Consider the following 24,197-nt stretch of genomic DNA (forward strand, 5'->3'; position numbering starts at 1 on the left):
AAAAAACACTTATTCTAGCAGTCTCAAAGCGTTCGGGCATCTGCGAACACTGGAAGACTGGAAGAACGGCGCGCCGGAACCGCAAGAATACCGGGTCGGGGGAAATCCCGGCAATGATCGGCTCCTTTCCTGAATTCGAGAACTGCCTGCATGATTTACGCCGGATGTATCTTACAAAAGGCGGCACTACCAATCCCGCAAGCCCGGAGGGGAACGCGGTAAGTAAGGAAAAGGAACGGAGCATGGCACAGACCGGTACGGTCAAATTCTTCAACAGTGAAAAAGGCTTTGGCTTTATCAAACCGGATGACGGCGCAGCGGACATTTTTGTCCATATCTCCGCCGTTCAGGCATCCGGCCTCACAGGTCTCGCAGACAATCAGAAGGTTTCCTTCGATACCGAGCCTGACCGTCGTGGCAAGGGCCCCAAGGCCGTCAACATCACGGTTACGGAATAAATCAGGCGGCGCAAGCCGCTTCGGGACCCCCGGACACGCCCGGGGGTTTTCCCTGAAAGTCCACCTCCCCGGTCGCGGCGATGGCTGCGCGTCCGCAAAGTGGATGCTTTGCGTGGAAATCCCCCCAATTATCCAGTTTCGGCACCCTTCGCACGTTCCTTGCCATGGATTTGCTGATATTATGATGTCGATGTGCCTTTCCCGCATGGGATGCAGGGAACGAAAGTGCCCGCTTTCCGTTCAGCTTGCATTCATTCTGGAACGTTTAAAACACACATCACGGCTGGCGCCCCCACTGAAAGTCCAGCCCAACACGATCAGGCGGTTCCAAAAGTTCCGCCAAGGATGCTTCAAAGGAGGCACAGATGTTTAAAGGTATGAAGATTGCCATTCTTGCGACGGCAGCTTTTGCAACGATCGCCGTTCCGCTTGCTTCGTCGGCATCGGCTGATGATTGGGGCTGGCGCCGTCATCATCATCGCGGCGGCGGCGATGCACTCGCAGCCGGCGCCATTGGCCTTGCCGCAGGTGCGCTCATCGGCGGCGCGCTCGCCCAGCCGCGCGAACCCGACGTGATCTATCGCGACTACGATGATCGTCCCATCTATCGCGCCGCGCCGGTTCGCGTCTATCGCGAAGTACGCCCGGTCTATTATGGCAGCGCCCAGCCGTGGTCACGCGCCTGGTATCGCTATTGCGCCGACCGCTACCGCTCCTTCAATCCAGAAACCGGTACGTTCCGCGGCTATGACGGACGTGCATATTTCTGCAACGCCAACTGATCGCTGATCAGCCGGATTGAAAAAAGGCCGCCGGATCGCTCCGGCGGCCTTTTTGTCAGGTCAGGAACGGATTGGTGCGGCGCTCTTCGCCGAAACGGCCGCCGGGGCCATGCCCGCAGATGAAGCCGATATCGTCGCCAAGCGGAAACAGCTTGTTCTTGATCGAGTTGATCAGGGTCTCGTGGTCGCCACCCGGCAAATCCGTGCGGCCGACCGAGCCGTTGAACAGGACATCGCCGACATGGGCGAACTTGGCGGCCCGGTTGTAGTAAACCACATGGCCCGGCGCATGGCCTGGACAATGCAGCACCTCGAACACATGCGACCCGAAGGACACCGTATCGCCATCCGCAAGCCAGCGGTCCGGCGTGCAGTTGCGCACGCCGCTGCCCTGGATGCCGTACTGGACCGCCTTCTCCTCCATTGAATCCAGAAGGAATTTATCCGCCTCGTGCGGACCGATGATATCGACGCCGAGCGCCTCCTTCATATCCATGGCCCCTGCCGCATGATCAATATGGCCATGGGTGATCCAGATGGCGTCGATGGTGATGCCGTTGGAGCGGATGGCATGGAGCACCTGATCATTGTCACCGCCCGGATCGATCAGGACGCCATGCTTGTCATCGCTGTCGAAGAGGATCGTGCAGTTCTGCTGAAAGGCCGTCACGGGGATGATACCGGCCTGCAATTGTCCCATTTTGTTCCAACCCTATGCTTTCGGAAATCTCGTACATCAGGCTTTAGCCCAAATAAAAAGGGCGGCCAATGGGACCGCCCTTGAAAATCGCTTGCATCCTGTGATGATCAGGATTTGGCCAGCGCGTTCTTGATCGCACCAACGATTGCAGTGAGGATAAGACCGCCAACACCGCCACCGGCAACATTGCCGATGATTGAGCCGAGATCCAATCCCGACGATGATGCTGCGTTTGCCACGAGCTGGGCACCACCGGCGCCAAGGTATTGCGTCAAGTAGCCACCCACTAGTCCACCAACGCCGCCGGCAATCGTGTTGCCAGTCGGGCCAAGAGTCAGGTTCTTGAGAATACCGCCGACAATATTGCCGCCGACAGCCCCTGAGATCAGTTGGATGATGAGAGGAAGAAGTGCACCCATAATTGACACCCCGTCAACGTTTCGCGCCAGACTCATGCCTGACACTGGCATGTTGACTAAGTTTTGGGCAATGTCAAACCGGTTGATGCCTCAATAAAGAGGTATCAACCGGTTGTTTTCGTTAGCAAGCTTGCAGTATCGGGCTGAGCGCGCCTTATTTGCGCTCTGATACCGCGAGTTATTCCGCTGCTGCTTTCTTCGGTGTTACTTCGGCGGCGTAATCGTTCATCAGGTTGATCGCGATCTCGCCAACGGTGAAGCGGTATGGCCCGACCTCCGAAACCGGCGTCACTTCCGCGGCCGTCCCGGTCAGGAAGCACTGTTCGAAACCTTCCAGTTCTTCCGGCATGATCGCCCGTTCGACAACCTCATAGCCGCGGCGCTTGGCCAGCTCGATGACCGTGCGTCGGGTGATGCCGTCGAGGAAGCAATCCGGCTTCGGCGTGTGAATGACGCCGTCCTTGACGAAGAACACGTTGGCGCCGGTGGCTTCGGCCACCTGGCCGCGCCAGTCGAGCATCAGCGCGTCCGCATAGCCCTTGGCTTCGGCAGCATGCTTGGAGATCGTGCAGATCATGTACAGGCCGGCGGCCTTGGACTTGGACGGGGCCGTCTTCGGATCCGGGCGGCGATATTCCGCCATATCCAGGCGGATCCCCTTGAGCTTCTGCGCCGGGTCGAAATAGCTTGGCCACTGCCAGATGGCGATGGCCACGTTGATCCTGTTGTTCTGGGCCGAAACGCCCATCGACTCGCTGCCGCGCCAGGCGATCGGGCGCACATAGGCATCCTGAAAGCCCTGCTTGGCAAGAAGCTTGCGGCAGGCATCGTTCAGTTCTTCGACCGAATAGGGAATGGTGAAGCCAAGAATACGCGCCGATTCGTGCAGACGCTCCGTGTGTTCGTTGAGCTTGAAGATTTCGCCGCCATAGGCGCGCTCACCTTCAAAGACCGAGCTTGCATAGTGCAGGCCATGAGTCAGCACGTGAACCTTAGCATCTGCCCAGCGAACGAATTCGCCATTCATCCAGATGTAACCTTCAAGCTGATCAAATGGTACGGATGCCATGTTTTCCTCCAGGCGTTTGATTCCTGATCGTTTGACGGGTTTGAGACGACGCCAATTGTTCCCGTTTCACAATTGGTGAACCTTGGCTCCCGACAGCGCCGCGCGTTCTTCTTGAACGCGCAAAGGACGCTGTCCATTTCGAATTCACGCCTGATCCCCGATGAAAATCGTGCCGATTTTCGGGACCATGCGTGGCAGCAATAGGCGTTTCGATGAGGAAAAATGTCCCGGAAACACTTATTGGCTTTTCGTTTCATTCAAAATGCGGCCAACAGCTTGCCAAAAATTATCAGCAGTCTAAAATTAAGTCAACAAGACTGACATATTATTCGGCGACACATGAATGAGAGCGGGAGCCCTGCATGAAACCTTATACACCGGATCGGCATATTGAGACAGCCCTGACCAAGGCGGATGCGCGCGAACTCGACCTCATCGAGCTGTTTTTCTTTGCCTACCGTGACTTCACCGCCGACCCGGATCTGATTCTGGAAAAGCTGACCTTCGGCCGCGCCCATCACCGGGTTCTCTACTTCATCAACCGTAAGCCGGGCATGACCGTTGCGGAACTGCTGGATGTGCTGCAAATCACCAAGCAGAGTCTCGCCCGTGTTCTCAAGCAGTTGATCGACACGGGCCATGTCGTGCAGATACCCGGCCCGCGCGACCGGCGGCAGCGCGAACTCTATCCCACCATGAAGGGCAGAGAACTCGCGCTTGAGCTCGCCGCACCGCAATCACGCCGCATTGGCAGTGCATTGGAGCAAATCGGTCTGGCTGACCGGGCCGTGATCGAACATTTCCTCAAAGCGATGGTCAATCCGGGCCAAAGGCAACAGATCGACAGTCTGCCACAGGCAGGTTAGTTTATGCCGGATAGGGACGTCCGGGGACCAAGGGCGGGCGCCAATGCCCGGAGAGAGAAGGAATGATTTTGGTGAGTGAAGAACTTCCGCTTTCAGACGATGCGCCGCACCTGCTCATTGTCGACGACGACACCCGGATTCGAAACTTGCTGTCGCAATATCTGACCGGCAGCGGCTTTCGCATTACGGTGGCTGCCAATGCGGACGAGGCCAGGCGCAAGCTTGCCGGCATTGACTACGATCTGCTGATCCTCGATGTGATGATGCCGGGTGAAAGCGGCGTGGCCCTCACCCAGTCCCTGCGCCAGGAAAAGAGCGTTCCCATCCTGATGCTCACGGCCCTGTCGGAAACCGACAGCCGCATCAGCGGTCTCGAAGCCGGTGCGGATGATTATCTGCCCAAACCCTTCGATCCGCGCGAACTGATCCTGCGCATCAACAATATCCTGCGCCGCGGCGCCCCGGCATCGCAGGCGAAGATCGAGCAGATCGTTTTCGGGCCCTATACCTTCGTCATCGCCAAGCGCGAGTTGAAGCGTTCGGGCGAACTGATCCGGCTGACTGACCGCGAGCAGGATATCATGGCGATATTCGCGGCCCGCGCCGGTGAAACCGTGCCCCGGCATGAGCTGACCGGCCAGGAAGGCGATGTCGGCGAACGGACGATCGACGTACAGATCAACCGGCTGCGCCGCAAGATAGAAAATGACCCGGCCAATCCGGTTTGGTTGCAGACGGTGCGCGGCGTCGGCTATAAATTGAGCGTGGAATAAACGTCCCGATCCGCGGGATCAGGACGCAATAACCAATGCGCGAGTGGGCACCGATCATATGGCACAAACGGACAGTGCAAAACGCGCATGGGCAGTCAGGCAGCGGCATTGGCGCCGCCGCCGCAGCACGCTGCTCGGCCCCTGGCGGAAGTTTTCCCGCTGGCTGGCGCAGTGGATGCCGAAACGGCTCTATGCCCGCTCGCTGATCATCATCATCGCACCCATGGTGCTGCTGCAGTCGGTCATCGCCTTCGTGTTCATGGAGCGCTACTGGCAGACGGTCACCCAGCGCCTGTCGACGGCCGTGGTGCGCGACATCTCCGGCATCATCGATCTGATGGACACCTATCCGCAGGACCCCGGCTATGAAAACCTCATCCGCATTGCGCGCGAGAGGTTGTCGCTCAACATCTCCATCCTGCCGCCCGACCCCTTGCCTGCACCTGGTCCGAAGCCGTTCTTTTCCATTCTTGACGAACCACTGAGCGCCGAGATCACCAAGCAGATCAACCGGCCGTTCTGGATCGACACAATAGGCGATTCCGATCTCGTCGAAATCCGCATCCAGCTGGAAGGCAAGGTCCTGCGGGTCTTTGCCCGCCGCAGCCAGGCCTATGCCTCGAACACGCTGATTCTCCTGGTCTGGATGTCCGGCTCGGCGCTGGTGCTGCTGGCCATCGCCATCCTGTTCCTGCGCAACCAGATCAAGCCGATCCAGCAGCTGGCCGCGGCCGCTGACAGTTTCGGCAAGGGCCGGGCGACACCGCCCGATTTCAAGCCGCGCGGCGCGGAGGAAGTCCGGCGGGCAGGCGCGGCCTTCATCGTCATGCGCGAGCGCATCGAACGCCAGATCGAGCAGCGCACCACCATGCTGAGCGGCGTCAGCCACGACCTGCGGACAATCCTCACCCGCTTCAAGCTGCAGCTTGCGCTGGTCGGCCACAAGGTCGATACGGAAGCGATGGAGCAGGATATCGAGGACATGCAGTCCATGCTCGAAGGCTATCTCGCCTTTGCCCGTAGCGAGGCGGAGGAAGAAACCGGCACCTTCAACCTGGAACGCCTCTTCACCAAACTGAAAGAGGAAGGCACCCTGCTGGAGCGCGGCTTCAAGTCCAGCATTCGCGGCGAACCGGAGATTCAGGTCCGGCCCAATGCCTTCTCGCGGCTGATCTCCAACCTGGTATCGAACTCGTTCCGCTATGCCAAGAATGTCGTCGTCACCGCCGATCACCGCGACGGCTGGCTGAGCATCACCATCGACGATGACGGCTCCGGCATCCCCAAGGAGATGCGCGACGAGGTGTTCAAGCCATTCTTCCGGCTGGATGAGGCGCGCAATCAGGATGCCAGCGGCACCGGGCTCGGGCTTGCGATCGCGCTTGACATTGCCCGCAGCCATGGCGGCGATATCACCCTGGACGAAAGCCCCATGGGCGGCCTGCGCGCCGTCGTGCGTATTCCCGCCTGATCGTCAGGCGGCCCGGTTGCCGATCGGCGTCACGCAGGAGGTTTCGGCGGTTGCCTGGACACCGCGCAAATACAGCGCACAGGTGGTGCGCAGCATCGAGGCGAAATTCGGAATCTCACCATTGGCCTGCAGGGCCTCATCGTAAAGCGTCGAGATGAAGCGCGGCGTCGTCATGTTCTGGCTGACGGCGATCTCGTCCAGCAGCTTCCAGAACGTGACTTCCAGCTGGATGCTGGTGGAATGCCCGGCAATGCGCACAGAACGGTTGATCTGCCGGTAGCCTTCCGGATCCTGTTCTGCAAATACCTTACACATCCAACGAACCTCCCTTTTCTGCTTCGCCCTCGGCCATCCCCTTGATGCGCTTCATCCCGGCAGGTGAAATTTTGCGCACCGGATCGGTTGCCGGCGAAAATTATTCCGCTCTTCCGGCGGTGTGGTAGCCGATTGCCACCCATTCTGTTTTCCCGGGTCCATAATCGCCGACATGCCCTGCAACTGCAACCGAAGTTTTGCCGCGGGGCGCAACGTCAAAGGAGGTCTTTTTGGCAAAAGCCATCCATTCCATGATCCGCGTGCTCGATGAGGACAGGTCCGTATCATTCTATCAACAGGCATTCGGCCTCGAAGTCGCCGACCGGCTGGATTTCGACAGTTTCACGCTCGTCTATCTGCGGAACAGCGAAACGGCATTCGAGCTCGAACTGACAATCAACAAGGGCCGCACCGAACCCTACAATCTCGGTGACGGCTACGGCCATCTCGCGGTCAGCGTCGCTGATCTCGATGCCCAGCATGTCAGGCTGAAAGGTCTCGATTTCAAAATCCGTGACATTGTCGAATTCAAGCGTGAGGGCGCGCTGCTGGCCCGGTTCTTTTTCGTCGAAGACCCGGACGGCTACAAGATTGAAGTCCTGCAACGACAGGGCCGGTTTGTCTGAAACCGGCTGAACGGCGTTGGAGGACGCCATCAGCCAGCAAGGGCGCGCTCGGGGGAGAGCGCCGATAGCAAGCAAGGGAGGAAATCCATGGTAACGATATTCAACCGCAAGGCCGCGGAGCCGGGCAAATCCGGCTCCGCCACGCAGGCGGGCCTGTCGCGGCGTGAACTGCTCAAACGGGGCGGCATGGCCAGCCTCGGCGCTCTGTTGGTCATCAGCGGCAATTCCATCATCCATCCGCAGCAGGCCTGGGGCCTCGAGACATCCAATCTCAAGCCCGAGACCATGGCGACGCTGATCCAGCTGGCGCGCGATATCTACCCGCATGACAACATTCCGGACCGCTTCTACGCCATTGCCGTCAAACCCTACGACGCCAAGGCAGGGTCCGATCCCAAGCAGAAGGAGCTGATAGAAACCGGCATCGCCGACCTCGACAGGCGGGCCGGCAAAGGCGGCTATCTCGGTCTCGACTGGGAAGAGCACCGGTTGAAACTGCTGCGCCAGATCGAGGACACGCCGTTCTTCCAGACAATTCGAGGTGGTCTTGTCACCGGGCTCTACAACCAGAAGGAGCTGTGGCCGCTCTTTGGCTATGAAGGCGAATCCTACTCGAAGGGCGGCTATATCGCCCGCGGCTTCAGCGACATCGAGTGGCTTTGAGCCGTCTCGGCCATCGCACATTGTTCTTCAGCCTATCGGGAGGAAACCATGGCTGCACCTTATGATCTCAAGGACGACCACGTTGTCGTCATCATCGGTTCCGGCGCCGGCGGCGGTACGCTTGGCAACGAACTCGCGCAGAAGGGCATCGACGTCGTCATACTCGAAGCCGGCGCCCGGCATGAATATGAAGACTTCATCAATGACGAATGGGACAGTTTCGGCCAGCTTGCCTGGGTCGACAAACGCAGCACATCCGGCGACTGGCGGGTCGCCAAGGATTTTCCCAACCTTCCCGCGTGGATCGTCAAATCGGTTGGCGGCACCACCACCCATTGGGCCGGTGCCTCGCTGCGTTTGCAGGAGCACGAGTTCCGCACCCTGAGCCATTACGGCAAGCTTGAGGGCGCCAATTTGCTCGACTGGCCTCTCACCCTGAAGGAACTCGAGCCCTACTACGCCAAGGCCGAGGACAAGATGGGCGTGACCCGCACCAACGGCATTGCCGGCCTGCCGGGCAACAACAACTTCAAGGTGCTGAAGGCCGGAGCCGACAAGCTCGGCTACAAGGAATGCCACACCGGCAACATGGCGATCAACTCCGCCGAGCGGGATGACCGCATGGCATGCCAGCAGACAGGGTTCTGTTTCCAGGGATGCAAATGGGGCGCCAAATGGTCGACGCTCTATACGGAAATCCCCAAGGGGGAAGCCACCGGCAGGCTGGAAGTGCGCCCCAATGCGATGGTGCAGAAGATTGAGCACGACAAGAGCGGCAAGGTGACCGGCGTGCTCTATGTCGACAAGGATGGCAAGCAGCATGTGCAGAAGGCCCGCATCGTTGCCGTTGCCGGCAATTCGATCGAAAGCCCGCGCCTGCTGCTGAATTCCGCCTCGACGATGTTCCCGGATGGACTGGCGAACTCCTCCGGCCAGGTCGGGCGCAACTACATGCGCCACACCACCGGCTCGGTCTATGGCATCTTCGAAAAGCCCGTGCACATGTATCGCGGCACCACCATGGCCGGTATCATCCGCGACGAGGCACGGCATGATCCGGCGCGCGGCTTTGTCGGCGGCTATGAAATGGAGACGCTGTCGCTCGGCCTGCCCTTCATGGCGGCGTTTCTCGATCCGGGCGGCTGGGGCCGTTCCTTCACCTCGGCGCTCGATGAATATGCCAACATGGCCGGCCTGTGGATCGTCGGCGAGGACATGCCGCAGGAGAACAACCGCATCACCCTGCACAAGGAGGAGAAGGACCAGTACGGCCTGCCCATCGCCAATGTGAACTTCAGCGACCACCCCAACGACACCGCGATGCGCAACCATGCCTACAAACAGGGCCAGGCCCTCTACAAGGCCGTCGGCGCAACCCGCACCCTGCCGACACCGCCCTACCCGTCAACCCATAATCTCGGCACCAACCGCATGAGCGAGAAGCCGAAGGATGGCGTGGTCAACAAGTTCGGCCAGAGCCACGACATCAAGAATCTCTTCGTCTCCGACGGCAGCCAGTTCACCTCGGGCGGGGCGGAAAACCCGACATTGACGATTGTCACGCTTGCCATCCGGCAGGCGGACTACATCGCCAAGGAGATGGCGGCGAAGACGATCTAGATTTAAGAACTGAAAAAGCTCTGGGCGCAAAAGCCGACTTTTGCGCCCATGAATCTCATCAAGAGCTCGTATTTAAAACAGCTTGCCGCCGTTCGGCACCGGCTTGCTGATGGCGGCCAGAACAACGCCGCCCTCCTCGTCCGGAAAACCCAGTGTCAGCACTTCCGACATGAACGGGCCGATCTGGCGCGGCGGGAAGTTGACCACCGCCATCACCTGGCGGCCTTTCAGCTCATCCAGCGTATGGTGCTTGGTGATCTGCGCGGAGGACTTCTTCACCCCGATTTCCGGGCCGAAATCGATCTTGAGCTTGAAGGCCGGCTTGCGCGCTTCCGGGAAGGTTTCCGCCTCGACGATCGTGCCGACGCGGATATCCACTTTCTCAAAATCATCAAAACTGATGGTCATCACATTCAACTCAAACAAACCGCCATGCTGCAGGTCAGGCAGAACCGACCGTCTCGAACAGAATGCTATCGAGCGATTCCCGTGCTGTCGAGCCCGACCAGACAACAAACTGGAATGCCTGGAAATAGGTCTCGCAGGCATCCAGCGCACTGGACAGGAGCACTTCCACCTGTTTGCTCGTCGGTTCCGCACCGCCGGACAGAAGCAGCGACTGGCGGTACATCACCGCACCTTCCTGGCGCCACAGATCGAAATGCCCCATCAGCAGCTGTTCGTTGATCAGCGACAGCAAGCGCATCACTTCATTGACGCGCGGTTCGCTGACCGCGATATCAAAGGCGCAGGCCAGATGCAGCGCCTCGAAATCTTCCATCCACGAGAAGGAAATCTGGTAATCGGTCCAGTTGCCCTCGACCGTAATGGCAATCTCGTCGTCCCCGGTGCGCTCGAAAGCCCATTCATTGGCATGGGCCACATGTTCAATCACATCGACCGGATGCAAATCACGCGCAATCTCTATTTCCAGAAGGCTCATCGCCATTACCTGCTCAATCGAATCTCATCTGACGCTGCGGGAGCACAGCGCACCCACCCAAAGGACACCTAACGCTTGAAAACTCACCGGCAGGCAGTACGCACCAGCCGGACCACGGATATGAACTTGTTACCCGCTGCATGACCATTGAAACGAATCATGCTGTAATTTCAGTGTATTGATGCTGAGTCCGAGCGCCAGTCCCCTTTTGGCCAAATGGCGCGAATGGGTGTGGACAGATGTTATGAAAATGATTCACGACCAGCCTTTAACTGACTCTAAGAAAACGATTTTCGGCGATTTCCACCTGTTGATAATTTCTTAAGATTTATTTTGGGGACAGACCGAATATGCCGGATAAATCACCGCGAAACGGCGCCCGGGCGCCCCGCAGAGAGTGTCCGTGATTCCGGAGCGGTCAATAATGCAAAAGGCCCACTGCCCGGACACGGGCAATGGGCCTGCAAAAATGCGATTCTTTTGACGGTCAGTCCTTCTTGGCGCGCGTGCCGGACGCTGCTGCCTTTGCCGGTTTGGCCGCATCGGCGGCAGGCTTTTCCTTGTGGCCGACGAGCGCTTCCAGCGCTTCGATACGGGCGAGCAGCGCCGTGTTTTCGGCACGGGCACGGATGGCCATTTCGCGCACCGCTTCGAAGTCCTCGCGCTGCACCACATCCATGGTGTTGAGCAGCCGTTCAGCCTGCCCACGGAAAGCGGTTTCGACTTCGCGGCGGACGCCCTGCGCTGCACCGGCAGCGTCGGTCACGAGCTTGGCCAGTTCATCAAGAACGCGGTTTGATCCATTGGTCATGGCAGATACCTCTGTTGCTTTCCCCATCAAATAATCGCCGCGGCAGGCGATTGCAAGCGAAGGTCATAATTGCGCAAATGTTACCGGACAGGCGGCTTGACGCTGTTCCTGCCCTCGCGCATGGTCCGCGCCGATGAACCTGGTGATGACGGAGTGCCTATTGTGAGCGAAATACTTGTCCCGACGATGGCCGCGATCGCATTTCCCAATATCGATCCGGTGATCTTTTCCATCGGGCCGTTCTCCGTTCACTGGTATGGCCTCGGCTACGTCGTCGGCATTCTCTTCGCCTGGTGGTATGGCAAGAGACTTATCAGCAAGCCGCGCCTGTGGGCCAACAACACGCCGCCGATGAAGCCCAACGATCTCGATGACTTCGTCCTGTGGGCCGCGCTCGGCGTGGTTCTGGGCGGACGCATCGGCTACATCCTGTTCTACGATCTGGCCCGCTACATCAGCCACCCCTTCGACATCTTCAAGGTGTGGGAAGGCGGCATGTCCTTCCATGGCGGATTGATCGGCACCACGCTGGCGATGATTCTGTTTGCCCGCTCGCGCAAGATCAAGGTATTCAGCATGATCGACACCATCGCCGCGGGCGTTCCCGTCGGCCTCGGGCTGGTCCGTGTCGCCAATTTCATCAATGGCGAACTCTGGGGCCGCATCACCGACGTGCCCTGGGGCATGATCTTCCCGACGGGAGGCCCGTTCGTCCGCCATCCGAGCCAGCTGTACGAGGCAGCGCTGGAAGGCATCGTCCTGTTCGCCACCCTGGCGCTGCTGATCTTTTACGGCCGCAAGCTGAAGAGCCCGCGCTTTATCGGCGGCGCCTTCATCACCGGCTATGGCCTGTCGCGCATCTTTGTCGAGTTCTTCCGCGAGCCGGATGCCCAGCTCGGTTACCTCTATAACGGCTGGCTGACGATGGGCATGATCCTGTCCGTTCCCATGGTGCTCGTCGGCCTGTGGGCACTGCTGACCGCACGCAACCCGGAAGTTTCCACCGGACGATGACACTGAAACAACGCATCATCCGGCAGATCGGGCTGACAGGCCCGGTCAGCGTTGCCGACTACATGGCGATGTGCCTGTTCGATCCGGATGCTGGCTATTACACGACGCGCGAACCATTCGGCCGCGAGGGTGATTTCATCACCGCCCCGGAAGTCAGCCAGATGTTCGGCGAGCTTGCCGGCGTCTGGTGTGTCAGCGCCTGGCAGGCGATGGGATCGCCCGCCGCATTCATCCTGTGCGAGATGGGCCCCGGACGCGGCACGCTGATGCAGGACGTGCTGCGGACGGCGTTAAAGCTTGCCCCGGATTTCATCGCGGCGGCACAGATCCGCATGGTCGAGATCAGCCCGCGCCTCGCGCAGATCCAGAAAGAGACACTCGCCACCTCCGGTCTTGAAATCCGGTGGCATGCGCAGTTCGGCGATTTGCCATCCGGTCCGCTGGTTCTCTTGGCCAACGAGCTGTTCGATGCCATTCCGGTCCGCCAGTACGTCAAATCGGGCGGGCGTTTCGTCGACCGCATCGTCACCGTCGACGACGGCGGCAACCTGGCATTTGCGGCGGGAAGCGGATCGATCGATACGGCGCTCTTGCCCGCCGGACACAGCACGGCGCCCGATGGCAGCATTGTCGAAATTGCCCCGGCACGCAGTGCGCTGATGCAGGATATCGCCGAACGCCTGCGCCGCGCGCGCGGCGCGGCGCTGCTCTTCGATTATGGCCATCTGCACCAGGGTTTCGGCGATACGCTGCAGGCGCTGCGCAGCCATAAGCCTGTTGACGTGCTGGACACGCCGGGTGAAGCCGACCTGACCAGCCATGTGGATTTTGCCATGCTGGCAAAGGCCGCGCGTTCTGAAGGCTGCACGGCAAATGCCATGACGCAGGGAGATTTTCTCATCGCCATGGGCTTGCTCGACCGCGCCGGCGCCCTCGGCCGCGGCAAGCCGGCAGCGTTCCAGGAGCAGATCCGCGCCGATGTCGAGCGGCTGGCAGGCCCTGATCAGATGGGCACGCTGTTCAAGGTGCTTTGCGTCGCGGACTCCGCCACACATTTGTTTCCATTCGAATCCATATGACGGAAGCAATTGACTTCGCGTCGATGCTCCACCACCATCCGCAGCCTTGAGAAAGAGCAATCCGGCATGATCACGTCTGAAAAACCAGTAGCGCTGCACGCTTCCCTGCTGGGGTCTCCCGAGAAAGATCGAATCGCTCACGGGTTCTTCACCCGTATCGGCGGCGTTTCCACAGGTATCTACGCCGGATTGAACGTCGGCAGCGGCTCCAACGACAATCAGGACCATGTCCGGGAAAACCGCAGGCGCGTGGCCAGCGCGCTGGGAGCCGACCTCTCCCATCTCGTCACCGTGCATCAGGTGCATTCGCCGGATGTCATCACGGTTACGGCGCCGCTCACCGGCGAGCGGCCCAAGGCCGACGCCATGGTGACGGCGACACCCGGCCTTGTCATCGGCGCGCTGTCGGCCGATTGCGGCCCGATCCTATTTGCCGACCGCGATGCGAAAGTCATCGGCGCGGCCCATGCGGGCTGGCGCGGCGCCCTTGGCGGCGTATTGGAGAACACCATCGACGCGATGATTGCGCTCGGCGCGAAACGCGACAACATCCAGGCGGTGCTGGGACCAACGATCGGCCCCGACAATTACGAAGTCGGCGCGGAATTCTATGATCAGTTCACCGGAACCGACCCGTCCTACACCCGTTTTTTCCGCGTCTCCGCCAAAGAAAACCACAAGATGTTCGATCTCTGGGCTTTCATCACCATGCGGCTGCGCAATGCCGGGGTGAACGCCGCCGCACTGGAGAAATGCACCTATGCCGAGGAAGACCAGTTTTTCTCCTACCGGCGCACCACCCATCGCAAGGAACCGGACTATGGTCGCCAGATCTCGGCGATCACCATTCTAGAGGAACAATGATGGCCCTTCATTTCGAGCCCGAGGAATTTGCGGCACGCCGCGACCGCCTGATGATGGTGATGGCCGAGCAGAAGCTGGATGCCATTCTGCTCTTCGCGCAGGAGAGCATGTACTGGCTGACCGGCTATGACACGTTCGGCTTCTGCTTCTTCCAGTGTCTCGTCGTCAAGTCCGATGGCAGCCAGGTGCTGATGACCCGCTCGGCCGATTTGCGCCAGGCGCGCCAGACCTCGAACATCGAAAACATCGTGATCTGGGCCGACCGCGACAATGCCAATCCGGCAGCGGATTTGCGCGAACTCCTCAACGATCTCGACCTGCTCGGCAAACGCATCGGCGTCGAATACCAGACCCACGGCCTGACCGCCGCCAATGGCCGCAAGCTCGATGAACAACTCGCCGCCTTTGGCCAGATCGTCGACGCATCCGGTCTTGTCGACAGGCTGCGCGTGCTGAAAAGCCCCGCTGAAATCGCCTATAGCCGCAAGGCGGCCGAACTTGGCGACGAGGCGCTGGATGCAGCGTTGAAGCTTATCAAGGCCGGTGCCGACGAAGGCGACATCCTCGCGGCCATGCAGGGCGCCATCTTTGCCGGCGGCGGCGATTACCCGGCCAACGAATTCATCATCGGTTCGGGCGAAGATGCCCTGCTGTGCCGGTACAAGGCCGGGCGGCGCAAGCTCACGAAAAACGACCAGCTCACGCTGGAATGGGCCGGTGTCTATCGCCATTACCACGCGGCAATGATGCGCACCGTGCTGACCGGCAAGGCATCAAAACGCCATCTGGAGCTCTATGACGCGGCCCGCGAGGCGCTCGAGGCGGTTGAAGAGGCGATGACTCCGGCATCAACTTTCGGTGATGTCTTTGACGCGCATTCCCGGGTGATGGAGGCCCATGACCTGACGCGGCACCGGCTCAATGCCTGTGGCTATTCGCAAGGCGCGCGCTTCACACCCTCATGGATGGATATGCCGATGTTCTATGCCGGCAATCCGGAGCGGATACAGCCCGACATGACGCTTTTTGCCCATATGATCATCATGGATTCCGACAGCGGTACGGCCATGACATTGGGACGGACCTACCTCACGACCAATGGCGCTGCCGAGCCACTTTCGCGCCAACCTCTTGACTTGATCGTAAAATAAAACTTTTGTCAGCTTTCGTTTTTTCGAGATGGCACAACTATGGCTCATGATGGGGTTAGACCAAAGATGATGTCTCGCAAATCACTGACCTATACCTGTGCGGCGCTGGCGGCTCTTGGCCTCAGCGCCTGCAACAGCGCCGAATCGCCGATGGGCGTGACAAAGAAAGACCTTCCGGCAGCGCAAGGCACAGCTGCAGCGCCGGGAACGGTCACGCCGGGCACAACGCCGGCAACGGTGACGACCGCGACGCCGACGGCCACGGCGCAGGGGACACCGGCAGCAACGCCGCAACCGGGAACTGCCACGCCCGCAGGCACCGCCGTTGCATCGGGCGCCGCGCAGCCGGGTGTGTCCCGCACGGCAAAATTGCGTTTCGCCCCGATCGTCGGCGCGCCGATTGCCGCCGCCACACCCTTGTCACAACGGCTCTCGGCGCTGGCCAAGGCCAAGGGCATCGTTCTGGGTACGGCCGCCGATACCGACAACACGCATATCATGAAGGGCTACTTCTCCGCCCTGCCCGACGGCAACCAGACGACGATCATCTATGTCTGGGACGTGCTCGACCCTGCGGGAACCCGGCTTCACCGTATCCAGGGACAGGAAATCGTCCCCGGCAACGGAACAGACCCTTGGAGCACCGTGCCTCCGAAGGTGATGGAATCAATCGCCGACAAGGCAATCGACGGCTATCTGAAATGGGTATCCGGCGCCAAGACGTGACATATTTACGCGTTTGACGCGATATTAGCGAGGAACTGTGCATGAATCTGCCCTGCCCGCTTGCAATGTGCGTCAGGCACAGTAAAAGGCCCGGCATATCCTTCACTTGGTTGGCACCGGGGAAAATACGGGCATGAAACTATTCGCGGGCAATTCCAATCGCGTTCTCGCTGAATCTGTCGCCAAATATCTCAATATACCGCTTGGAAAGGCCAGCGTCCGGCGCTTCGCCGACGAGGAGATATTTGTCGAGATCCAGGAAAACGTGCGCGGCGAAGATGTCTTCGTCATGCAGTCGACCTCCTTCCCGGCCAATGATCACCTGATGGAACTGCTCATCATGATCGATGCCTTCCGCCGGTCCTCGGCAAAGCGCATCACCGCAGTCCTTCCCTATTTCGGCTATGCCCGCCAGGACCGCAAGCCCGGTCCGCGCACCCCGATCTCCGCCAAGCTGGTTGCCAATCTGATCACCGAAGCCGGTGCAAACCGCGTGCTGACGCTCGATCTGCACGCCGGCCAGATCCAGGGCTTCTTCGATATCCCGACCGACAACCTCTATGCCGTTCCGGTCATCGCCCGCGATGTCCGCGCCCATTACGGCACATCGAATGTCATGGTCGTCTCGCCCGACGTCGGCGGTGTGGTCCGTGCCCGTTCGCTGGCCAAGCGCATCGACGCGCAGCTTGCCATCGTCGACAAGCGCCGCGACCGTCCCGGTGAATCGGAAGTCATGAACGTTATCGGTGAAGTCACCGGCAAGGATTGCCTGCTGTTCGACGATATCGTCGATTCCGGCGGCACATTGTGCAACGCGGCCGAAGCACTTCTTGCCAAGGGTGCCACCAGCGTCACCGCCTATATCACCCACGGCGTGCTTTCCGGCGGTGCGGTCGCCCGTATTGCCGGCTCGAAGCTGAAGGAACTGGTGATCACCGACTCCATCCAGCCGACACCGGCCATCGAAGCGGCGCACAATATCCGCGTCCTGTCGATTTCCGATCTGATCGGTGAAGCGGTTTCGCGCACAGCCTCGGAAGAATCGGTTTCCAGCCTGTTCGACTAGAGCCGGAGCGCAATTCCGGCCAGCGCTGCCAGTCCCAGCACAACAAGCATGTTGAAGCGCAGCGCAATCAGTGCGACTGCCGCTCCCGACGCTATGGCTGCCGCCGCCCAGTCAAAGGCGGCGAGGTCCAGCACCGGCAGATGCAGCGGGCCAACCAGCCTCTCCTGAAACGCACCAAACAGCACGTGCAGGCCGAACCATACGGCAAGATTGGCGATGACACCGACAACGGCGGCGGTGATCGCCGCCAGCGAGGCTTTCAGCCAGCCGACATGGCGCAGCCGCTCGACAAACGGCGCACCGGCAAAAATCCAGAGAAAACATGGTGCGAAGGTGAACCACAGCGCCGTCAGCCCGCCAAGCAGCCCGCCGGTGAGCGGATCGAAGCCGGACAGGCGCGCGCCGCCGACGAAACCGACAAAGGCCAGCACTAGGATGAGCGGTCCGGGCGTGGTTTCAGCCAGCCCCAGCCCGGTGAGCATTTCGTCCGGTTTGAGCCAGCCATAATAGTCCACCGCCTGCTGCGCCACATAAGCCAGTACCGCATAGGCGCCGCCGAAGGTGACGACGGCCATCTTGGAGAAGAAGGCTGCTTCGGCGGCAAAGACATTGCTTTGCCCCAGCCCGGCCAGCAAGAGCGCAAGCGGTCCCAGCCAGAGCATGGTCCACACCAGGGCGGACTGGAAAGCGCCGCGCGCCGCGGGTTCGGCAATGGTTCTGTCCGGCAATGACGGGGACACTCTGTTGGTCAGGCGATAGCGCGCAAAGCCGAAAAGCCCGGCGATCAGGATGACCAGCGGGAACGGCATCTTGATGAGGGCAATGGCGATAAACGCGCAAATGGCGATGCCATAGGCGGGATAGTCGGTCAGAGCGCGCTTGCCGACCTTGATCAGGGCCTCGAGCACAATCGCCAGCACGGCCGCTTTCAGACCGAACAGCAGCCCTTCGACGACGGGAACCTGCCCGAAACTGACATAGAGCGCCGACAGCGCCAGCATCACGCACGCGCCCGGCAAGATAAACAGAAGCCCGGCGACAACACCGCCCCTCACACCGTGAAACAGCCAGCCGAGATAGGTGGCAAGCTGCATCGCTTCGGGACCGGGCAGCAGCATGCAGAAATTCAGCGCATGCAGGAAGCGTTCCTCACTGATCCACTGCTTTTCGTCGACCAGCACGCGGTGCATCATCGCGATCTGTCCGGCCGGACCGCCGAAGGACAGAAGGCCGATCTTGCCGAAGGTATAAAACGCGTCGCGCGCCTCGATTTTTTGCTGTTCCAGCGCTATCGTCCCGGCCATTGCCCGTCCCTGTTCCGTTGTCCCGCCCTAAACAGCGCCCATGACGGTGGAATGACAGACTTTCCCGGCATACCGGTCAAGCAACAAACTTGCACATGGCGTCTCTTTCCGTTATAGAGCCGCCATCCGCGTAGACACCCTTGGAGGCAACGCGGAATGGGGCGGTCATTTCATCCGGTTCCGGATGGCCATGCGACCGCTTCATGTTTTTTGGGCTTTCTTTGCAGACAACCCGGAAAACACTCCAGATTTGAACCTCGAAAGGAAATGCCATGAGCGAAGCATACGAGCTCAAGGCCGAGGCGCGCGAACGGGTTGGTAAGGGGTCCTCCCGGGAAATTCGCCGCAACGGTAAAGTGCCAGCAGTCATCTATGGTGACAAGCAGGCACCAATCTCGATTACCCTCGACTACAAGACACTCTACTACAAGATTCACGGCGGCGGCTTCAAGACGACGATCGCGAACATCCAGCTGGATGGCAAGACCATTCAGGTCCTTCCCAAGGACTTCCAGCTCGATCCGGTCAGCGACAAGCCAGTGCATGTTGACTTCCTGCGTGTGTCGGCAAAGTCGGTTGTGAACGTGAACGTCCCTGTTCACTTCCTCAACGAAGAACTGTCCCCAGGCATCAAGCGCGGCGGCGTTCTCAACATCGTTCGTCACGATGTCGAACTGCATGCCCCGGCAAATGCAATTCCGGATGCGATCGAAATCGATCTGACCGGCCTGCAGATCGGAGACTCGATCCACATTTCCGCTGTTACACTGCCGAAGGGCGTAACATCGGTTATCCACGATCGTGACTTCACCATTGCCACGATTGCCGCTCCGGCTGTTCTCGCTGCAGAAGACGAGACCGTTGAGGCAGCAGCCGAGACCACTGAAACGGCAGAAAAAGACGGCGAGTAATCGTCTCTATTGGGAGCTATGGCACCGTGCTGCTCATCGCAGGTCTTGGCAATCCCGGCTCCCAATATGCTGCAAACCGGCATAATATCGGTTTCATGGCGGCGGATGAAATACACCGTCGCCATCGTTTTTCTCCCTGGACCAAGAAGTTCCAGGCCCTGATCGCCGACGGCACGATTGACGGCGAAAAGGTCATTCTGATCAAACCCCAGACGTTCATGAATCTGTCCGGCCAGTCCGTTGGCGAGGCCATGCGCTTCTACAAGCTGGCGCTGGGCGATCTCGTCGTCATCTATGACGAACTGGATCTGCCGCCGGGCAAGCTGCGCGTGAAGACGGGCGGAGGTTCGGGCGGGCACAACGGCATCAAGTCCATCGATGCCCATTGCGGCAAGGACTACCGGCGCATTCGCGTCGGGATCGGTCATCCCGGCGTCAAGGAGATGGTGACACACCATGTCCTCGGCAATTTTTCCAAGGCGGACGGGGAATGGGTCGAACCCATTCTCGGGGCAATCGCCGACAATACGGGTTTGCTCGTCAAGCAGGACGATGCCGGGTTCATGAACCGCGTGGCGCTCGCCACCGGCAGCCGCCACAGGAGCGAGCCGAATCCGGTTGCAAAACCGGCGGGTCAAAGCCATATCCGGCAGGCACGTCCGGCCAAGCCGAACGTCAACATTCCAAAAACCGGCCCGATGGCCGACATGCTGAACAAGCTCTTCGGCAAGAAAGAATAAGGATCGCAGATTATGGGTTTCAAATGCGGCATCGTTGGCTTGCCCAATGTTGGCAAATCGACGCTTTTCAACGCCTTGACCAAGACAGCTGCCGCGCAGGCTGCGAACTATCCGTTCTGCACCATCGAGCCGAACACCGGCGAAGTTGCCGTGCCTGATCCGCGCCTGCAGGCCATCGCCAAGATCGGCAAATCGGCCAACATCGTTCCGACCCGTATCAGCTTTGTCGACATCGCCGGCCTCGTGCGCGGCGCATCCAAGGGTGAAGGCCTCGGCAACCAGTTCCTTGCCAACATCCGCGAAGTCGACGCCGTGGTGCACGTGCTGCGCTGCTTTGAAGATGATGACATCACCCACGTCGAAGGCCGGATCGATCCCGTCTCCGACGCGGAAACCGTCGAGACGGAACTGATGCTTTCCGACCTTGACAGTCTCGAGCGCCGCATCGTGCAGTTCCGCAAGCGCGCCAGCGTCAAGGACAAGGAAGCCCTCACCGTTCTTCCCGTCATGGAGCAGGCGCTCTCCCTGCTGCAGGGCGGCAAGCCGGTCCGCTTCATGCTGAACGGCATTGCGCCTGACGACCTCCTCATTCTGCAGGGCCTCAATCTCCTGACATCAAAGCCCGTGCTCTACGTCTGCAACGTCGCCGAAAGCGATGCGGCAACCGGCAATGAACACACGGAAGCCGTCGAGGAAATGGCAACCGCCCAGGGCGCCGAGACGGTGACGATCTCCGCTGCCATCGAAGCCGAGGTTGCACAGTTGCCCGATGAAGAGGCCAAGGAATATCTGGACGCGATGAACCTGGACGAGCCCGGTCTCGATCGCCTGATCCGCGCCGGCTACAAGCTGCTGCACCTGATCACCTATTTCACCGTCGGACCGAAGGAAGCCCGCGCCTGGACCGTTGAACGCGGTTCCAAGGCACCACAGGCCGCCGGCGTCATCCACACGGATTTTGAGCGCGGCTTCATCCGCGCGCAGACCATCGCCTACAATGACTATGTCACCCTCGGCGGCGAAGTCGCCGCCAAGGAAGCCGGCAAGGCGCGCGACGAAGGCAAGGAATATGTGGTGCAGGACGGCGATATCATGCTGTTCCGTTTCAATACCTAGAATCGAGACTCGTTAGTCTGACACCACTGTGGTGCGTGGTTCGACAAGCTCACCATGCGGGAGGGTGAGGATTGCAGGGAGCTGTATCCTGCAATGCCTCCCATGAGTTTGCAGCCAAACCACATCCCTCATGGTGAGCTTGTCGAACCACGCACGATGCAGATGCAATCGGCCTCTTGAACCAAAAGCGCTCATGCCTATTATGGCGGCATGAGCGACTACACCCCCCGATATGCCTATGAGGATTTCACGGTCGGCAGCGAATGGCTGCTCCCCGCGAAATCCGTCGAAGCCGGTGAAATCATCGATTTCGCCACCCAGTTCGATCCCCAGCCCTTCCATCTGGACGAGGCTGCCGGAAAAGCCAGCATCCTTGGCGGCCTTGCCGCCTCCGGCTGGCACACGGTTTCCATGTTTATGCGCATGATGTGCGATGCCTATCTCCTCGATTCCACATCGCAGGGTGCGCCGGGCATCGACTACGCCAAGTGGAAAAAGCCGGTTCTTGCCGGGGACACGCTGACCGGCAAGAGCACGGTCATCGAACGGCGCGTATCCAAATCCAAGCCGGACCTCGGCTTCATCGTGCTGCACCACGCCATCTCCAACCAGCATGGCGAAGTGGTCTGCGAACTGCAGAACACGGGCATGTTCACATTGCGGGAGCCCGCCGCAGCATGAGCGCAGCCCTCACCGCCCTTATCGGGATCGAACGCGATCTCGGCACGCACACATTCACCGCGGAAGAGATCGTAACCTTTGCCAGGAAGTACGATCCGCAGCGTTTCCACGTCGATCCGGAAGCGGCCAAACACAGCAATTTCGGGGCACTGTGCGCCTCCGGCTGGCATACGACGGCCATTTGGATGCGGCTGAATGTCGAGGACATGAAACGCCAGATCAAGGCGGCCATGGAGCGGGGCGAAACGCCGCCGCAATTCGGCCCCTCGCCCGGCTTTGAAAACCTGAAATGGCTGAAGCCTGTTTATGCCGGGGACACGATCCGCTTCACCCGGACGCTGAACGGTTTTCGCGCGCTGAAATCCCGCCCCGGCTGGGCGATGATGCAGATGTCGTCCGCGGCCTATAACCAGGACGAGCAGAAGGTCCTGGAGTTCAACAGCGCCGCGTTGATTGGATTGGCCTAGTACAGGGCCGCAGAAGGCCCTCAGTGGCCTTCATAGGCAACGAGCGTGCGCACGTTGACGCCGAGCGCTTCGAGCTTCCTGCGCCCGCCCAGATCAGGCAGATCGATGATGAAGCAGGCGCTGACAATATCGGCGCCCATCTGCTGCAACAGTTTCACCGCAGCTTCGGCCGTGCCACCCGTTGCGATCAGGTCATCGACGAGAATGACCTTCTCGCCCGGCACGATGGCATCCCGGTGCATCTCCATTTCATCGACGCCATATTCCAGACTGTAGGCAATGCGCACCGTGTCATGCGGCAGCTTGCCCTTCTTGCGGATCGGCACGAAACCGGAGGACAGCTGGTGCGCCATGGCGCCGCCGATGATGAAGCCGCGCGCTTCCACACCGGCAACCTTGTCGACCTTGCCGCCCGCATAGGGATGGACCAGTTCATCGACGGCCCGGCGAAAGGCGCGTGCATCGCCAAGCAGGGTCGTGATGTCACGAAACATGACGCCGGGTTTGGGATAATCGGGGATATTCCGAATGGCATTCACCAGCGTCTGCTTCAGCGTTGAATCCATGTCGTCACTCCTTTGTGCCTGCAAGGCGCACAGCGGTGCAGTTTAATAGACCACCACCGCAAAAGAAAAGGGCGCAAGGCGCCCTTTCCGGATCAGATATAGTCAGAGCCGATCAATGTTCGATGTCGGCCCAGATACGGCGCTTGGCGACGTAGAGGAGACCCGCAAACAGAACAAGGAAGATCATGACGCGGAAGCCGGTCTTCTTGCGGTCTTCCAGGTGCGGTTCAGCGGCCCACATCAGGAATGCCGATACGTCCTTAGAATACTGCGCCAGTGTCTGCGGCGAACCGTCATCATAGGTCACCTGGCCATCCTGCAACGGCTGGGCCATGGCCAATGACTTGGCGGCGATGAAGTAAGGGTTGTAGTGCGTGCCCTCGGGGATCTTCATGCCTTCCGGCGGTGTTTCGCCGAAGCCGGTCAGCAGCGCGTGAATATAGTCCGGTCCGCCTTCCTGATACTGTCCCCAGAAGATGTCGATCAGGAACTGCGGGAAGCCGCGCTCGACGGCACGGGCCTTGGCGATCAGCGAGAAGTCGGGCGGAGCGGCACCATTGTTGGCGGCAGCCGCTGCCTGTTCATTGGCGAACGGCGCCGGGAAATGATCAGCCGGAATAGCCTTGCGGGTGAACATCTCACCTTCCGCATTGGGGCCGTCCTTCACTTCATATTCCGCGGCGAATGCCTTGACCTGCGCTTCGCTGTAACCGAGTTCCGAAAGCGAACGGAAAGCTACCAGCTTCATCGAATGGCAGGCGGAGCAGACTTCCTTGTAGATCTTCAGACCGCGCTGAAGCTGCTGCTTGTCATAGGTGCCGAAGGGGCCGGCGAAGGACCACTTCATCTGTTCCGGATGCTTGATCGGGAAGTGCGTCGGCTCAGCAGCATTGTGGGCTGCTTCTTCCGCAAACGCACCGCCGCCGAAAGCCAGCATGGTCCCGAGACCGGCAGCTGCGAGACCGAGGAGGATTTTTTTCATCGGAGAGTCCTTCA

General features: G+C 59.9%; 29 protein-coding genes. 19 read left to right on the forward strand and 10 right to left on the reverse strand.

Annotation, left to right across the window (positions count from 1 at the left end):
* Positions 1-242: 242 nt before the first annotated feature.
* Both ACZ5FP_RS16705 and ACZ5FP_RS16710 read left to right on the forward strand, forming a co-directional pair.
* Positions 243-458 carry a cold-shock protein gene (locus ACZ5FP_RS16705; protein WP_105732051.1) on the forward strand — a complete coding sequence of 72 codons (216 nt, stop codon included), beginning with the start codon at positions 243-245 and terminating at the stop codon, positions 456-458.
* 365 nt (positions 459-823) lie between these two features.
* A complete protein-coding gene (locus tag ACZ5FP_RS16710) occupies positions 824-1,240 on the forward strand; it encodes a BA14K family protein (protein WP_464661335.1) in 417 nt (138 codons plus the stop codon).
* Positions 1,241-1,295: 55 nt separating this feature from the next.
* Here ACZ5FP_RS16710 and ACZ5FP_RS16715 read toward each other — a convergent pair whose 3' ends face one another.
* From ACZ5FP_RS16715 to ACZ5FP_RS16725, 3 genes are all read right to left on the reverse strand, one after another.
* Positions 1,296-1,940, reverse strand: coding sequence for an MBL fold metallo-hydrolase (locus ACZ5FP_RS16715; RefSeq protein WP_403183863.1), 645 nt, complete (start codon positions 1,938-1,940; stop codon positions 1,296-1,298).
* A gap of 107 nt (positions 1,941-2,047) precedes the next feature.
* Complete coding sequence (locus ACZ5FP_RS16720) at positions 2,048-2,359, reverse strand: hypothetical protein (protein WP_346304952.1); 312 nt, start codon at positions 2,357-2,359, stop codon at positions 2,048-2,050.
* A 178-nt stretch (positions 2,360-2,537) separates the two neighbouring features.
* Complete coding sequence (locus ACZ5FP_RS16725) at positions 2,538-3,428, reverse strand: branched-chain amino acid aminotransferase (protein WP_464661336.1); 891 nt, start codon at positions 3,426-3,428, stop codon at positions 2,538-2,540.
* Between the two features lie 362 nt (positions 3,429-3,790).
* On the opposite strand from ACZ5FP_RS16725, the gene ACZ5FP_RS16730 reads away from it, so the two are divergent.
* The 3 genes from ACZ5FP_RS16730 (at position 3,791) to ACZ5FP_RS16740 (ending at position 6,538) form a co-directional block, all read left to right on the forward strand.
* A complete protein-coding gene (locus ACZ5FP_RS16730) occupies positions 3,791-4,294 on the forward strand; it encodes a MarR family winged helix-turn-helix transcriptional regulator (RefSeq protein ID WP_403183865.1) in 504 nt (167 codons plus the stop codon).
* 62 nt (positions 4,295-4,356) lie between these two features.
* A complete protein-coding gene (locus tag ACZ5FP_RS16735) occupies positions 4,357-5,067 on the forward strand; it encodes a response regulator (protein WP_223612591.1) in 711 nt (236 codons plus the stop codon).
* A gap of 175 nt (positions 5,068-5,242) precedes the next feature.
* Positions 5,243-6,538 carry a sensor histidine kinase gene (locus tag ACZ5FP_RS16740; RefSeq protein ID WP_374042724.1) on the forward strand — a complete coding sequence of 432 codons (1,296 nt, stop codon included), beginning with the start codon at positions 5,243-5,245 and terminating at the stop codon, positions 6,536-6,538.
* A 3-nt stretch (positions 6,539-6,541) separates the two neighbouring features.
* Here the strand turns inward: ACZ5FP_RS16740 and ACZ5FP_RS16745 are convergent, their stop codons facing one another.
* Positions 6,542-6,853, reverse strand: a complete 312-nt coding sequence (locus tag ACZ5FP_RS16745; RefSeq protein ID WP_223612590.1) for a ribbon-helix-helix domain-containing protein — start codon at positions 6,851-6,853, stop codon at positions 6,542-6,544.
* Positions 6,854-7,083: 230 nt separating this feature from the next.
* Between ACZ5FP_RS16745 and ACZ5FP_RS16750 the strand changes: the two genes are divergently transcribed.
* From ACZ5FP_RS16750 to ACZ5FP_RS16760, 3 genes are all read left to right on the forward strand, one after another.
* A complete protein-coding gene (locus tag ACZ5FP_RS16750; RefSeq protein WP_464661337.1) occupies positions 7,084-7,479 on the forward strand; it encodes a VOC family protein in 396 nt (131 codons plus the stop codon).
* Between the two features lie 87 nt (positions 7,480-7,566).
* Positions 7,567-8,142: a gluconate 2-dehydrogenase subunit 3 family protein gene (locus ACZ5FP_RS16755; RefSeq protein WP_223612588.1), complete on the forward strand. Its 576-nt coding sequence runs from the start codon at positions 7,567-7,569 to the stop codon at positions 8,140-8,142.
* A 48-nt stretch (positions 8,143-8,190) separates the two neighbouring features.
* On the forward strand, positions 8,191-9,762 hold the full coding sequence (locus ACZ5FP_RS16760; protein ID WP_464661338.1) for a GMC family oxidoreductase: 1,572 nt from the start codon (positions 8,191-8,193) through the stop codon (positions 9,760-9,762).
* Between the two features lie 72 nt (positions 9,763-9,834).
* On the opposite strand, the gene ACZ5FP_RS16765 is transcribed toward ACZ5FP_RS16760, so the two are convergent.
* The 3 genes from ACZ5FP_RS16765 to ACZ5FP_RS16775 form a co-directional block, all read right to left on the reverse strand.
* Positions 9,835-10,170 carry a tRNA-binding protein gene (locus ACZ5FP_RS16765; RefSeq protein ID WP_223612586.1) on the reverse strand — a complete coding sequence of 112 codons (336 nt, stop codon included), beginning with the start codon at positions 10,168-10,170 and terminating at the stop codon, positions 9,835-9,837.
* A gap of 34 nt (positions 10,171-10,204) precedes the next feature.
* Positions 10,205-10,705, reverse strand: coding sequence for a type III secretion system chaperone family protein (locus tag ACZ5FP_RS16770; protein WP_091877999.1), 501 nt, complete (start codon positions 10,703-10,705; stop codon positions 10,205-10,207).
* Positions 10,706-11,192: 487 nt separating this feature from the next.
* Positions 11,193-11,516 carry an accessory factor UbiK family protein gene (locus ACZ5FP_RS16775; RefSeq protein WP_346304959.1) on the reverse strand — a complete coding sequence of 108 codons (324 nt, stop codon included), beginning with the start codon at positions 11,514-11,516 and terminating at the stop codon, positions 11,193-11,195.
* A 162-nt stretch (positions 11,517-11,678) separates the two neighbouring features.
* Between ACZ5FP_RS16775 and lgt the strand changes: the two genes are divergently transcribed.
* The 6 genes from lgt to ACZ5FP_RS16805 all read left to right on the forward strand — a co-directional run bounded on the left by lgt (position 11,679) and on the right by ACZ5FP_RS16805 (position 17,416).
* The gene (lgt, locus tag ACZ5FP_RS16780) at positions 11,679-12,530 is read left to right on the forward strand and encodes a prolipoprotein diacylglyceryl transferase (RefSeq protein WP_464661339.1); all 852 of its coding nucleotides are present in this window, start codon (positions 11,679-11,681) and stop codon (positions 12,528-12,530) included.
* Positions 12,527-13,609 carry a class I SAM-dependent methyltransferase gene (locus ACZ5FP_RS16785; RefSeq protein WP_464661340.1) on the forward strand — a complete coding sequence of 361 codons (1,083 nt, stop codon included), beginning with the start codon at positions 12,527-12,529 and terminating at the stop codon, positions 13,607-13,609. Before lgt ends, ACZ5FP_RS16785 begins: the two co-directional genes overlap by 4 nt.
* 66 nt (positions 13,610-13,675) lie before the next feature.
* Complete coding sequence (gene pgeF / locus ACZ5FP_RS16790) at positions 13,676-14,473, forward strand: peptidoglycan editing factor PgeF (protein WP_464661341.1); 798 nt, start codon at positions 13,676-13,678, stop codon at positions 14,471-14,473.
* Complete coding sequence (locus ACZ5FP_RS16795; RefSeq protein ID WP_464663327.1) at positions 14,473-15,624, forward strand: M24 family metallopeptidase; 1,152 nt, start codon at positions 14,473-14,475, stop codon at positions 15,622-15,624. The genes pgeF and ACZ5FP_RS16795 overlap by 1 nt, the downstream gene beginning before the upstream one ends.
* Before the next feature lie 66 nt (positions 15,625-15,690).
* Positions 15,691-16,350: a hypothetical protein gene (locus tag ACZ5FP_RS16800; RefSeq protein WP_464661342.1), complete on the forward strand. Its 660-nt coding sequence runs from the start codon at positions 15,691-15,693 to the stop codon at positions 16,348-16,350.
* Positions 16,351-16,483: 133 nt separating this feature from the next.
* Positions 16,484-17,416, forward strand: a complete 933-nt coding sequence (locus tag ACZ5FP_RS16805) for a ribose-phosphate pyrophosphokinase (protein WP_223612579.1) — start codon at positions 16,484-16,486, stop codon at positions 17,414-17,416.
* On the opposite strand, the gene chrA is transcribed toward ACZ5FP_RS16805, so the two are convergent.
* Positions 17,413-18,720, reverse strand: coding sequence for a chromate efflux transporter (gene chrA / locus ACZ5FP_RS16810; RefSeq protein ID WP_464661343.1), 1,308 nt, complete (start codon positions 18,718-18,720; stop codon positions 17,413-17,415). The genes ACZ5FP_RS16805 and chrA overlap by 4 nt on opposite strands.
* 272 nt (positions 18,721-18,992) lie before the next feature.
* Between chrA and ACZ5FP_RS16815 the strand changes: the two genes are divergently transcribed.
* The 5 genes from ACZ5FP_RS16815 to ACZ5FP_RS16835 all read left to right on the forward strand — a co-directional run bounded on the left by ACZ5FP_RS16815 (position 18,993) and on the right by ACZ5FP_RS16835 (position 22,635).
* The gene (locus ACZ5FP_RS16815; RefSeq protein ID WP_223612577.1) at positions 18,993-19,631 is read left to right on the forward strand and encodes a 50S ribosomal protein L25/general stress protein Ctc; all 639 of its coding nucleotides are present in this window, start codon (positions 18,993-18,995) and stop codon (positions 19,629-19,631) included.
* Between the two features lie 26 nt (positions 19,632-19,657).
* Positions 19,658-20,371, forward strand: a complete 714-nt coding sequence (gene pth, locus ACZ5FP_RS16820; RefSeq protein ID WP_464661344.1) for an aminoacyl-tRNA hydrolase — start codon at positions 19,658-19,660, stop codon at positions 20,369-20,371.
* A 12-nt stretch (positions 20,372-20,383) separates the two neighbouring features.
* Positions 20,384-21,487, forward strand: coding sequence for a redox-regulated ATPase YchF (gene ychF / locus ACZ5FP_RS16825; protein ID WP_288192688.1), 1,104 nt, complete (start codon positions 20,384-20,386; stop codon positions 21,485-21,487).
* A gap of 210 nt (positions 21,488-21,697) precedes the next feature.
* Positions 21,698-22,168 (forward strand): MaoC family dehydratase, encoded by a 471-nt coding sequence (locus tag ACZ5FP_RS16830; RefSeq protein WP_464661345.1) that lies wholly within the window; start codon positions 21,698-21,700, stop codon positions 22,166-22,168.
* A complete protein-coding gene (locus ACZ5FP_RS16835) occupies positions 22,165-22,635 on the forward strand; it encodes a MaoC family dehydratase (protein ID WP_464661346.1) in 471 nt (156 codons plus the stop codon). Before ACZ5FP_RS16830 ends, ACZ5FP_RS16835 begins: the two co-directional genes overlap by 4 nt.
* Before the next feature lie 20 nt (positions 22,636-22,655).
* Here the strand turns inward: ACZ5FP_RS16835 and ACZ5FP_RS16840 are convergent, their stop codons facing one another.
* Together ACZ5FP_RS16840 and ACZ5FP_RS16845 are read right to left on the reverse strand one after the other, a co-directional pair.
* On the reverse strand, positions 22,656-23,201 hold the full coding sequence (locus tag ACZ5FP_RS16840; protein ID WP_464661347.1) for an adenine phosphoribosyltransferase: 546 nt from the start codon (positions 23,199-23,201) through the stop codon (positions 22,656-22,658).
* Between the two features lie 112 nt (positions 23,202-23,313).
* Complete coding sequence (locus ACZ5FP_RS16845; RefSeq protein ID WP_105732028.1) at positions 23,314-24,183, reverse strand: cytochrome c1; 870 nt, start codon at positions 24,181-24,183, stop codon at positions 23,314-23,316.
* Between the last annotated feature and the right edge of the window lie 14 nt (positions 24,184-24,197).

Source organism: Phyllobacterium sp. T2-21 (assembly GCF_055378485.1).

Excerpts from the sequence above, each read along its gene's own strand:
- ACZ5FP_RS16775 (WP_346304959.1), bottom strand. The coding sequence starts at position 11,516 with ATGACCAATGGATCAAACCGCGTTCTTGATGAACTGGCCAAGCTCGTG.
- ACZ5FP_RS16725 (WP_464661336.1), bottom strand. The coding sequence starts at position 3,428 with ATGGCATCCGTACCATTTGATCAGCTTGAAGGTTACATCTGGATGAAT.
- ACZ5FP_RS16815 (WP_223612577.1), top strand. The coding sequence starts at position 18,993 with ATGAGCGAAGCATACGAGCTCAAGGCCGAGGCGCGCGAACGGGTTGGT.
- ACZ5FP_RS16705 (WP_105732051.1), top strand. The coding sequence starts at position 243 with ATGGCACAGACCGGTACGGTCAAATTCTTCAACAGTGAAAAAGGCTTT.
- ACZ5FP_RS16735 (WP_223612591.1), top strand. The coding sequence starts at position 4,357 with ATGATTTTGGTGAGTGAAGAACTTCCGCTTTCAGACGATGCGCCGCAC.
- ACZ5FP_RS16720 (WP_346304952.1), bottom strand. The coding sequence starts at position 2,359 with ATGGGTGCACTTCTTCCTCTCATCATCCAACTGATCTCAGGGGCTGTC.
- ACZ5FP_RS16795 (WP_464663327.1), top strand. The coding sequence starts at position 14,473 with ATGGCCCTTCATTTCGAGCCCGAGGAATTTGCGGCACGCCGCGACCGC.
- ACZ5FP_RS16755 (WP_223612588.1), top strand. The coding sequence starts at position 7,567 with ATGGTAACGATATTCAACCGCAAGGCCGCGGAGCCGGGCAAATCCGGC.
- ACZ5FP_RS16710 (WP_464661335.1), top strand. The coding sequence starts at position 824 with ATGTTTAAAGGTATGAAGATTGCCATTCTTGCGACGGCAGCTTTTGCA.
- chrA (WP_464661343.1), bottom strand. The coding sequence starts at position 18,720 with ATGGCCGGGACGATAGCGCTGGAACAGCAAAAAATCGAGGCGCGCGAC.
- ACZ5FP_RS16835 (WP_464661346.1), top strand. The coding sequence starts at position 22,165 with ATGAGCGCAGCCCTCACCGCCCTTATCGGGATCGAACGCGATCTCGGC.
- ACZ5FP_RS16840 (WP_464661347.1), bottom strand. The coding sequence starts at position 23,201 with ATGGATTCAACGCTGAAGCAGACGCTGGTGAATGCCATTCGGAATATC.
- ACZ5FP_RS16770 (WP_091877999.1), bottom strand. The coding sequence starts at position 10,705 with ATGAGCCTTCTGGAAATAGAGATTGCGCGTGATTTGCATCCGGTCGAT.
- ACZ5FP_RS16805 (WP_223612579.1), top strand. The coding sequence starts at position 16,484 with ATGAAACTATTCGCGGGCAATTCCAATCGCGTTCTCGCTGAATCTGTC.
- ACZ5FP_RS16740 (WP_374042724.1), top strand. The coding sequence starts at position 5,243 with ATGCCGAAACGGCTCTATGCCCGCTCGCTGATCATCATCATCGCACCC.
- ACZ5FP_RS16730 (WP_403183865.1), top strand. The coding sequence starts at position 3,791 with ATGAAACCTTATACACCGGATCGGCATATTGAGACAGCCCTGACCAAG.
- pgeF (WP_464661341.1), top strand. The coding sequence starts at position 13,676 with ATGATCACGTCTGAAAAACCAGTAGCGCTGCACGCTTCCCTGCTGGGG.
- ACZ5FP_RS16785 (WP_464661340.1), top strand. The coding sequence starts at position 12,527 with ATGACACTGAAACAACGCATCATCCGGCAGATCGGGCTGACAGGCCCG.
- ychF (WP_288192688.1), top strand. The coding sequence starts at position 20,384 with ATGGGTTTCAAATGCGGCATCGTTGGCTTGCCCAATGTTGGCAAATCG.
- ACZ5FP_RS16765 (WP_223612586.1), bottom strand. The coding sequence starts at position 10,170 with ATGACCATCAGTTTTGATGATTTTGAGAAAGTGGATATCCGCGTCGGC.
- ACZ5FP_RS16745 (WP_223612590.1), bottom strand. The coding sequence starts at position 6,853 with ATGTGTAAGGTATTTGCAGAACAGGATCCGGAAGGCTACCGGCAGATC.
- ACZ5FP_RS16760 (WP_464661338.1), top strand. The coding sequence starts at position 8,191 with ATGGCTGCACCTTATGATCTCAAGGACGACCACGTTGTCGTCATCATC.
- ACZ5FP_RS16845 (WP_105732028.1), bottom strand. The coding sequence starts at position 24,183 with ATGAAAAAAATCCTCCTCGGTCTCGCAGCTGCCGGTCTCGGGACCATG.
- ACZ5FP_RS16830 (WP_464661345.1), top strand. The coding sequence starts at position 21,698 with ATGAGCGACTACACCCCCCGATATGCCTATGAGGATTTCACGGTCGGC.
- ACZ5FP_RS16715 (WP_403183863.1), bottom strand. The coding sequence starts at position 1,940 with ATGGGACAATTGCAGGCCGGTATCATCCCCGTGACGGCCTTTCAGCAG.
- ACZ5FP_RS16800 (WP_464661342.1), top strand. The coding sequence starts at position 15,691 with ATGATGTCTCGCAAATCACTGACCTATACCTGTGCGGCGCTGGCGGCT.